General features: G+C 63.6%; 8 protein-coding genes and 2 pseudogenes. 4 read left to right on the plus strand and 6 right to left on the minus strand.

Annotated elements, in window-relative coordinates:
* The 4 genes from ACGVJ8_RS09055 to ACGVJ8_RS09070 all read left to right on the plus strand — a co-directional run.
* A partial coding sequence (locus tag ACGVJ8_RS09055; RefSeq protein WP_392347398.1) for a methionine gamma-lyase family protein occupies window positions 1–949 on the plus strand: 949 nt, incomplete at its 5' end.
* A 10-nt stretch (window positions 950–959) separates the two neighbouring features.
* Window positions 960–1,349: a glycine cleavage system protein GcvH gene (gene gcvH, locus ACGVJ8_RS09060; RefSeq protein WP_392347400.1), complete on the plus strand. Its 390-nt coding sequence runs from the start codon at window positions 960–962 to the stop codon at window positions 1,347–1,349.
* A 55-nt stretch (window positions 1,350–1,404) separates the two neighbouring features.
* Window positions 1,405–4,275, plus strand: coding sequence for an aminomethyl-transferring glycine dehydrogenase (gene gcvP / locus ACGVJ8_RS09065; RefSeq protein WP_392347402.1), 2,871 nt, complete (start codon window positions 1,405–1,407; stop codon window positions 4,273–4,275).
* Between the two features lie 129 nt (window positions 4,276–4,404).
* Window positions 4,405–4,659: a hypothetical protein gene (locus tag ACGVJ8_RS09070; protein WP_392347404.1), complete on the plus strand. Its 255-nt coding sequence runs from the start codon at window positions 4,405–4,407 to the stop codon at window positions 4,657–4,659.
* A gap of 2 nt (window positions 4,660–4,661) precedes the next feature.
* Here ACGVJ8_RS09070 and ACGVJ8_RS09075 read toward each other — a convergent pair whose 3' ends face one another.
* The 6 genes and pseudogenes from ACGVJ8_RS09075 to ACGVJ8_RS09100 form a co-directional block, all read right to left on the minus strand.
* The gene (locus ACGVJ8_RS09075; protein WP_392347406.1) at window positions 4,662–4,841 is read right to left on the minus strand and encodes a hypothetical protein; all 180 of its coding nucleotides are present in this window, start codon (window positions 4,839–4,841) and stop codon (window positions 4,662–4,664) included.
* Between the two features lie 87 nt (window positions 4,842–4,928).
* On the minus strand, window positions 4,929–5,627 hold the full coding sequence (locus ACGVJ8_RS09080) for a pirin family protein (protein WP_392347408.1): 699 nt from the start codon (window positions 5,625–5,627) through the stop codon (window positions 4,929–4,931).
* A gap of 39 nt (window positions 5,628–5,666) precedes the next feature.
* A pseudogene (locus ACGVJ8_RS09085) lies at window positions 5,667–6,203 on the minus strand (NADPH-dependent FMN reductase).
* A 17-nt stretch (window positions 6,204–6,220) separates the two neighbouring features.
* Window positions 6,221–6,934 (minus strand): annotated as a pseudogene (locus ACGVJ8_RS09090) (rubrerythrin family protein).
* Between the two features lie 93 nt (window positions 6,935–7,027).
* Window positions 7,028–8,830, minus strand: a complete 1,803-nt coding sequence (locus tag ACGVJ8_RS09095; RefSeq protein ID WP_392347410.1) for a flavin reductase — start codon at window positions 8,828–8,830, stop codon at window positions 7,028–7,030.
* A partial coding sequence (locus ACGVJ8_RS09100; protein ID WP_392347412.1) for a flavin reductase occupies window positions 8,830–9,887 on the minus strand: 1,058 nt, incomplete at its 5' end. The genes ACGVJ8_RS09095 and ACGVJ8_RS09100, both read right to left, overlap by 1 nt.

Below are 9,887 nucleotides of genomic sequence, written 5' to 3' on the forward strand. Positions count from 1 at the left end.
CACGGGTCGTCCCTACGAGACTCTTGAGGAGGTGATCGGTCTTCGCGGCAAGGGCCAGGGTTCCCTAGCAGAGTTCGGGGTTGCCTACGACGAGATCGATCTCGAGCCGGATGGGGCGGTGGATGAGGCGGCGTTGAGCCAAGCCCTGGAGAAGCCCTGCCGGATGGTGCTGATCCAGCGCAGTTGCGGCTACAGCTGGCGTCCGTCAGTCACGGTTGAGCAGATCGCCGGCCTTTGTGGGCGCATCCATGACCGTCAGCCCGAGAGTGTTGTTTTTGTTGACAACTGCTACGGCGAGTTGGTGCAGGAGCAGGAGCCGACGGCGGTTGGGGCGGATCTGATCGCTGGATCGTTGATCAAGAACCTCGGCGGCACCATCGCCCCCACCGGCGGTTACATCGCAGGACGTGCCGATCTGGTGGAGCAGGCCTGCTGCCGGCTCACGGCGCCGGGCATCGGCAGTGAGGGCGGCACGGGATTTGACCTGCAGCGTCTGGTGCTGCAGGGGCTTTTCCTGGCACCGCAGATGGTGTCGGAGGCCTTGATTGGTGCCGATCTTGTGGCGGGGGTGTTTGAGCGGCTGGGGTTCCCCGTCAATCCAACGCCTAGGGCCGTGCGCAGCGATTTGATTCAGGCGGTGCGGCTGGGCAGTCCGAAAGTTCTCAAAGTCGTGTGCCGTGCCTTCCAGGCGATGTCACCGATCGGGGCGTACCTCGATCCGGTGCCTGCCTCCATGCCGGGCTATGCCGCTGATCTGGTGATGGCTGGGGGAACGTTCATCGATGGCTCTACCAGTGAATTTTCGGCCGATGCGCCGTTGCGGGAACCGTTCAACCTTTATGTGCAGGGCGGCACCCATCGCGTCCACATTCGCCTGGCCCTCTCCCGTGCGTTGTGTGACCTCAATGCGGCAGGACTGATCAATCTCCCGCAGACTGGGACCACTTAAAACTGCGTCGATGGCGTTCGCGTTCCCCGACTCTTTTCGCTTCGCCGACAGCCACGAGTACGCCAATGCCGACGGTGAGCTGGTGCGGGTGGGCATCAGTGCCTTTGCCGTTGATCAGCTGGGCGACATCGTGTTCGTGGATCTGCCGGATGTGGGCGCCAGCCTGGCGAAGGGCACCAGCTTCGGATCGGTGGAGTCGGTGAAGGCCGTGGAAGACATGTATACACCGATTGCTGGCGAGGTGGTGCAACGCAATGAAGCGGTGCTGGCCAGTCCGGAGGAACTGCAGAACGATCCCCATGGCGAGGGCTGGCTTCTCGTCTTGCGTCCGTCGGACCCCTCCGAGCTCGACAGCCTGATGACCGCGGAGGTCTACGACGCCAAGGTCAACGCCGGCTGACATCAGCCTCGGGCCGTCGCTCTTACGATCTCCGCGTGGGCTGCTGCATTCGACGTTGATTTCTCCTTTTTCGCAGCGGCACATCGGCCCGAGCGAGGCGGAACAACTCCGCATGCTGAATGCCCTCGGCTACAGCGATCTACAAGAGTTCATCGCTGATGTCGTGCCCTCCGACATCCTTGACCCCCTGCCGCCAGTCGATGCCTTGCCCGAGGGTTGTGGAGAGGCGGAGGCCCTCCAGCAGCTGAAGCAGTTGAGCGAGACCAACACACTACGTCGCTCCTTGATCGGGCTTGGTTACTACGGCACGGCAACCCCGGCCCTGATTCAGCGTCACGTTTTTGAAAATTCGGCCTGGTACACCGCCTACACCCCGTACCAGGCGGAAATCGCCCAGGGACGTCTGGAGGCCCTGCTCAACTTTCAAACTCTGATCAGTGAGCTCACCGGCTTGCCGATCGCCAACGCGTCGCTGCTCGATGAAGCCACCGCCGCCGCGGAGGCCATGAGCCTCAGCTTCGGGGTGTGCCGTCGCCTTGAGGCGACCCGGTTCCTGGTGGACGCCAATGTGCTGCCCCAAACCTGGGCCGTGCTGCAGACCCGCGCCGAATCCCTCGGCATCAGCCTCGAGCGGATCGACCCGGTCAAGGCGCCGATCGATGCGTCGGTGTTCGGCGTTTTGCTGCAGTTGCCTGGTGCTGATGGATGCCTCTGGGATCCAACCGCCGTGATCAAAGCGGCCCATGCTGCCGGTGCTTTGGCCACCGTGGCCATCGATCCTCTGGCGCAGACCCTGATGGCGCCTGTGGGATCCCTGGGGGCCGACATTGCCGTGGGAAGCACCCAACGCCTGGGGGTGCCGATGGGATTTGGTGGTCCTCACGCCGCCTTCTTCGCCACGGTTGAGGCCTACAAGCGCCAGATCCCCGGCCGTCTGGTAGGGCAATCCAAGGATGCGGAAGGCCGCTCGGCCCTGCGCTTGGCGCTGCAAACCCGTGAGCAGCACATCCGTCGCGACAAGGCCACCAGCAACATCTGCACGGCTCAGGTGCTGCTCGCGGTGATGGCCTCGTTTTATGCGGTGCACCACGGGCCCGACGGTCTTCAGGCCATCGCCCAGCGCATTGTTGGCCTGCGCAGCCAGTTGGAGCGGGGCCTGCGTGCCCTCGGCTATCCGCTAGATTTTGCTGATCGTTTCGACACCGTCACCGTCCGTTGTGCGTCGGCACCGGCTGTGCACTGCGCTGCCGCAGCGGCTGGTTTCAATCTGCGGGTGCTGCCCGACGGTGCAGCGCCGGCGGACGCCACCGGATTCGGCATCAGCCTCGATGAGCTTTCGGATCAACAGGAGTTGCAAGCCCTCCTCGTACTGCTGGCCGAGGCCTGCGGTCAAGCCACCCCGGAGCTTGAGGCTGAGCAGCCCCCGTCCCTCTCCCTGCCTCAGCGCAGCCAACCCTGGCTGAGCCAGCCGGTCTTTCACCAGTACCGCAGCGAATCGGAGCTGATGCGCTACATCCAGCGGTTGGTGAGCCGTGATCTGTCGCTGGTGCACGGGATGATCCCGTTGGGCAGCTGCACCATGAAGCTCAACGCCGCTGCTGAGCTACAGCCGGTGAGCTGGCCTGCGTTTGCGGCGTTGCATCCCTTTGCCCCAGCCGATCAGGCCCAGGGCTATCGCCGTCTGGCCGACGATCTTGAGCAATGGCTGGCTGCCCTGACCGGTTTTGCCGCGGTGTCGTTACAGCCCAATGCCGGTTCCCAGGGGGAATACGCAGGACTGCTGGTGATTCGCGCCTGGCACCGCTCCCGCGGTGAAGCCCATCGCGACATCTGTCTGATCCCGACCAGTGCCCATGGCACCAACCCTGCCAGTGCCGTGATGGCCGGCCTGAAGGTGGTGGCCGTGGCCTGTGATGACGAGGGCAACATCGATCAGCATGATCTGGCGGCGAAGGCGGCCGAGCACGCCGATCGGCTGGCGGCGCTGATGGTCACCTACCCCTCCACCCACGGCGTGTTTGAAACAGGCATCCGTGAGATCTGCTCGGTGGTGCATCAGCACGGCGGTCAGGTGTACCTCGATGGGGCCAACCTCAATGCCCAGGTGGGTCTTTGCCGTCCCGGTGCCTTTGGTGCCGATGTCTGCCACCTCAACCTGCACAAGACTTTCTGCATTCCCCATGGAGGCGGTGGTCCTGGAGTGGGGCCGATTGGTGTGGCCGCGCATCTGGCCCCCTTCCTGCCGGGCCATCCCTTGCAGGCCGGCGCCGCATCGGCCATCGGTCCTGTGTCCGCAGCAGCGCTCGGCAGCGCCAGCATCCTCCCGATCAGCTGGATGTACCTGCGGATGATGGGGGCGGAGGCCCTGCGGCAGGCCAGTGCCGTGGCGCTGTTGTCGGCCAACTACCTCGCCCATCGGCTCGACGCCTCGTACCCCGTGCTGTTTCGTGGCAGCACCGGCCGGGTAGCCCACGAATGCATCCTTGACCTGCGCCCGCTCAAACGGGATGCGGGGATCGATGTGGATGACATCGCCAAGCGTTTGATGGACTACGGCTTCCATGCGCCCACCGTCAGCTGGCCGGTGGCGGGGACGGTGATGGTGGAGCCCACCGAAAGCGAAAGCCTGGCGGAGCTGGATCGTTTCGCCGACGCCCTGGTGGCGATCCGCGAGGAGATTCGCGCCATTGAAACCGGTGCCAGCGATCCCCAGAACAACCCACTGAAGCGTGCTCCGCACACCCTGGCTGCCATTACAGCGGATGATTGGGATCGTCCCTACAGCCGTCAGCAGGCCGCTTTCCCGATGGAGGGTCAGCAAGAGAGCAAGGTTTGGCCCGCTGTGGCACGGATTGATAACGCCTTTGGTGATCGCAACCTGGTGTGCACCTGTCCGTCGGTTGAAGCGGTGGCTGTGGCGGCTTGAAGCCCTGGTGCAAGGGGTTCAGAGCGTGTAAATTTTCACTGAAAGTGGAAAAATTGGCTTGACTCCGTTCATCGCCCTTGCGAGTTCGGTCAAACTATTCGACGACTGATTCGTCTGTCGGGGGACACCATGGATCGGGACAACAACAAGAAATCTGCGCTCAGCAGAGTTGAAGGGCCTGCCCTTCCTCAACTTCCGGACGGTTTGGAATCGGCCTTCAATCGCGGCCACACCTTGTCAATTGAAGGAACGAACGTGATTCGGGTTCCTTTCGGTACCCGCCGTTCCCGTCGAAGCCGGCCTGAGCGGCCCGATCACTGGGCCACCTTGGTGCTTCCTTTTCAACCGGTGGGCGATCCAACCCCACCGCCGGCAGCGGCCTGAGTTCAGGCCACGCCTATTTCAGATTCTTCCTGGGCAAGACGCCAGTCCAGCAGGCCTTTGACGTCGGCCAGTGAGCAGGTCGGCCTGCGTTCCGGCCTCACCAGCCAGCTCCGGTTGGTTTGAGTCATCAAAAGAAAGCCGCGGTACCGCACCGAGGCCTCCTGGCCGTTCATGAATCCCATCACTCTAGGGATTATTTGGAAGTGACTCCGTCATTTCAGGGCATAAAACTGGTGTTTCGCGCTTGCACCAGTCTTTTCCGGATTGCTTCATGCCAGGGCAAACAGCAGCACGTCGGCGCGTTCACCAAGACTGACCAGTTCGCCTTGCGTTGATCCGTCTTGGATCAGACCCAGCCCATCGCCCCGCGGCAGCGACTGCTCGGGGGAGCCTTCACTGTTGAGCGTCAGCTCCCTATCAATCACCTGAATCCAGAGCAATCGCTCCTTGGCGGCGGGTAATGGCAATGGCTGTTGACGTTGCGGCTGGGCACGCCAGAGGCGCACGCGACGTTCGATGGCCATCGCCGCCTCGCCGGAGGCGTCTGGCTCAATTAGGGGCGTCCAGCCCTCGCCGATCGCGAAGGGTTTCTGCTCATCGGCGGGCTGGATGCCCAGCTGTGCCGGCTCAATCCAGATCTGCAGCAGCCTGCAGGGCTCGCCGGTTTGGTTGATTTCGCTGTGCACGATGCCGCTGCCGGCACTCATCCGCTGCACCTCGCCGGCGCGCAGCACCACGTTGTTGCCCATCGAGTCGGCATCGGTCAGGGCCCCCTCCACCATCACCGTGATGATTTCCATGTCGCGGTAGGAGTGCATGCCGAACCCCTTCCCTGCACCGATGATGTCGTCGTTGATCACCCGCAGGGGGCCGAAGCCCATCCAGTTCGGATCTTGATTAAAGCTGTGCCAGGAATCGAGCCAGTCCAGCTGGCTGTGAAAGCGCTGGTCTGCGGGTCGCAGGATCACGGTTGACGTGTTGGAGGGGGGCGTCCGGGCATGGGGCACTCAGAGTTGGAGGGGTTGCATCTCCAGAAGCCGTTGCACCAGGTCGCTGATGCTGTCGTCCTGTGCTGGTTTGGCGTGGTTGCTCAGCAGCTGACGCCCCACCACCTGGGCCCCGAGGTGGGTGAGCTGGATGCGCAGCGACACCGGCAGTTCCATGCTGCCACCGCCGGAGAAGGTGGGCATGGCGATCGGCCGTCCGTTGAACAGGGATCGGAAGTCGTCGTCGGTCACCTAGAGCCAGGCAATGGCATTGGTGAGCGACGGCGGAATCGAGCCGTTGTACTCCGGGGCGCAGATCACCCAGCGTGGGGTTCGGTGCAGCAGGTCGTGCAGGGGCGCCAGGTCAGGACCCGCCCCTGCTACCTGGACTCGCGGCGTGAATAGAGGCAGGTCGAGCTGCGTGAGGTCGATCAGTTCGGCGCTGGCGTTCTGAGCTGCTGCGGCCTGCACGAAGCGTTCCGCCAGCTTGAGATTCTTGCCATTGCTCGCTGTCAGAACGATGAGATCAGAGAGGGCATGGAGACGAAGGCTCTTGATAGAATCGTGCAAGGGCGTCAGGCCGTTTTCAATTCGGCTTCGCGGTAGGGAACGAAGCTGGCTTTGCGGGAGCCGCAGATTGCGCACTGCCAATCGTTGGAAATGGCCTCGAAGGGGGTGCCTGGGGCGATGTCGGAATCCGGATCCCCCTCGGCGGGGTCGTAGATCATCGAGCACACCTTGCAGATCCACTTGCCCGGGATCGGTTGATCGGCCTGGCCTGCTGTGCCCTTGCCTTGCAGGGCCTCGAGGGCAACGCCATAGGTTTCGGCGTGATGCTGCTCGATCGGGGTCAGCAGGCCGAAGTTCTTGGCGGCCGTGCGGAACAGGCCGGCATGCTCCTTGGATTCGCTGCTTTGCTCGGCGAACTCCGCCTCGGCTCCACTGTCCCGGTCCTGCCGGGCCTGGGCGGCAAATTCCGGATACATCGTTGTGTACTCGTAGGTTTCGCCTTCAATGGCCAGCTCCAGGCAGCGGCTCAGAATGGCGTGCTTCTCCTCGTCGCTGAGCTGCTCCGGATGGCTCATCACCAACTCAGGGTGCAGCAGGCGGAAGTGGGCAGAGGCGTGCTCCGTTTACTGCGCTGCGGTGTCACGAAATAGCTTGGCCAGGTCCTTGTGGCCCAGTTGTTTGGCCACTTCTGAAAAGAACAGGTATTTGCGGTTGGCCATGCTCTCGCCGCCGAAAGTGGCCTCGAGGTTGGCGTGGGTGGAGGGTTTGGAAACGTCCATCGATGGCACCAGCGATCGTTCCACCAGCCTAGTTCTAACTCGTAGTGAGTATGAGTTAGTCGAGGGTTCGGGTGGCCGGCTCAGGCTGCCAGCTCAGTAGTTGGCGCCGCTGCGGCGTTGGTGCACTGCGGTGCTGCCCTCCGCATCCAGCACCCTGCCGCGATCCACTTCGGCATAGATCAGCCAGTGGTCGCCGCATTCCATCCGCTGGCTCACCTTGCCGTCCAACCAGGCCAGAGCATCCGGCAGCAAAGGCTGTTCGGCGGGGCTGGTGTCCAACTCAAGGCCCGCAAAGCGATCGGCACCGGGTTCGAACGGTTGCAGGAACTGCTTCATCAGAGCGGTTTCGCGCCCTTCGGCCAGCACGTTCAAGGCGAAGCGATCGCCCTTGTGCAGCAGCGCTTCCACGGCACGGTCCTTGGCCACAGCCACGGTGATGCCGGGGGGATTGAAGCTGGCTTGACTTACCCAGCTGGCCACCATGGCGCCGCTCAGATCGGCTTTGCGTGTGGTGAGCACGCAAAGGGAGCCGATCACGCGGCCCAGGGCCAGCACTGCTGGATCGCTGCGGCTTTCGCTCAAGCCCCCCGCACTGCGCCGTTGCGCCCGTTTCTGACTCTGCAGCAGTTGGCGGGCGAAACGGGTGCCGGTTTCCTCCAGCTCCTTCACCCGCGCGGCATCCGGACTGAACTTCACCCGGATCGGCTTGAAGCCAAAGCTGAAGCCGCCATCCCGCAGCTTCGTTTCCAGCAGATCCACCGCCTCGCCGCTCCAGCCGAAGCTGCCGAACACCCCCACGGGCTTGTTGCGATCCCCTTCTGCCAACAAGGTGCCCAGGGCCGAGACGATCGGTGTGGGGGCATGGCCCCCCAGGGTGGGTGAGCCGATCAACACGGCGTCGGCCTGCTGGATTGTGCTCACCAGTTCATCGGCGGGGGTGAATTCGCAGTTCAAGCTGCTCACTCGGATGCCGGTGCGGCTGACCCCGCGGGCCAGGGCATCAGCAATGGCTGCGGTGTTGCCGTAGGCGCTGGCAAACAGCAGGGCCACCGTCAGGCTGGCGTTCTGCTGGCCTTCGCCCCAGCGGCGGTAGTCATTCAGCAGGCTGCGCCAACTGGCTTCGATCGCCGGCCCATGGCCCGGTGCGATGGTGCGGATGTCGAGCTCTTCGAGCCGTTCCACCAGGGTATCCACCTGACGGGCCATGGGGGCCATCAGGCAGTCATAGAAGTGACGGCGCTCTTCTTCGGTGCTGCTGCGGCTGCTTTCAGCCCAGCTGTCCGTGCAGAGGTGGGCACTGAAGAACTTATCGCTCATCAGCAGGCCCAGGCTTTCCTCGAAGGCCAGCAACCCGCCTGGCCAGCGGGGGGTTGGTGCCGGCAGCAGCATCAAGCTGCGCTGATGGTTGAGGGGAAGCGTTTGTTCCTGGCGGATCACCCGCAGGGGCGGTAGGTCTGGCAGTGGTGGTTGCTCGCTCGTTTCACCGGGAGGGGCCGGCTTGCGTTGGCTCCACAGCTCTTCGATCAACTTGGCGCCGGGGTTGGAGACGATCAGTTCCAGGCCGGCGTAGGCCTCCGCCAGATCCCGCAGCAGGGCAACGCGGTTGGGGTTGACGTGGCCCACGACCACCAGCAGCGGTGCGTCGCTGCCGGGCAGTGCTTCGGCAAGCACCGGCAGAAAGGCCGCGCTGTATGCCACCCCCGGGGGGTGGACCAGCACGGCAGGGTCGCCATCTCCGGCCTCGAACAACACACTGTTGGCGGTGCTGCCCCGCTCCAGGGCGTATTCCAGTTCGAAGCGGTGCCGTTGGGGGCTCAGACCGCGGAGACCAACGACCCCATCGTCGATCGGCAGCTGGATCGTGCGACGCGTGGTTGCGGTGCTGGTCACGCTCATCAGTAGTGGTTCCCCACTTTGCGGTGGTGTACGGCGGTGCTGGCCTCGGCATCGGCCACGTTGCCCTGTTCCACCACGGCATAGATGATCCAGTGGTCGGGGCCCTCCATCCGCTGCTCCACCCGGCAGCCCAGAAACGCCAGAGCATCAGTGAGCACCGGGCCGCCATCGGCGGTTCCCTCCAGCACGTTCACCTCAGCGAAACGATCGGCACCGGGGGGGAAGCGCTTGAGGAAATGACGCATCAGTTGCTGGTGGTTGTCCTGCCGTAGAACGTTCAGTACGAAGCAGTCGCCCACCTGCATCAGGGCTTCGATCGCACGGTCTTTGGCGACGGCGATGGTCAGGCCCGGTGGGGCGAAGCTGGCTTGGCTCACCCAGCTGGCCACCATGGCGCTGCGGCGTTGCGACTCGTCCTCTCCCTGGCTGGCGGTCACCACATAGAGGCCACCGCTGATGCGACCAAGGGCTTTGTCGAGGTTGCCATCGAGGCTTTTCATCGCCGCGATCGTCTTCTCTTTGGTCAGCAGCTGGCCGAGGTCGGTGCCGGATTCCTCACAGCGTTGGTAGTCGCTGCCCTGGGGCAGCTGTTTGATCCGCAGAGGGCTGAAGGCTTGCTTCTGCCCCTGGCTGCGTAATTGATCGGCGACGGCATCGATCGGTTCGTCGTTGCCGCCGAAGGCGTCATACACCCCCACCAGTTGCTTGGGATGCAGGGCCGCCAGCAGGGTGCCGATGGAAGCCTGGAGATCCGGCTCCGGTTCTGCGGGCCAAGTCGGCACCACAACAGCCTTGGCATCGCCGATCAGGACGGCGAGTTCCTGGAGGTCGGTGGCCCGCAGGTCCACCAGCTGCACCTGGGTATCAGCCTTGCCGATGCCGTGGGCAATGGCAAGGCTGATCTGACCGGAGAAGCCGTACTGGCTTAGATAACAGACGGCGGCATAGTTCTCGCCCTTACTGCGCTGGCCACTCCACTCGCGGTAGTCGCTGACCCAGTGGCTGAGGTGATGCCGCAACAGCGGCCCATGTCCAACGGCAATGGTGTTGATCTCCG

It is taken from the genome of Parasynechococcus sp. (assembly GCF_042954245.1).
Lineage (GTDB): Bacteria > Cyanobacteriota > Cyanobacteriia > PCC-6307 > Cyanobiaceae > Parasynechococcus.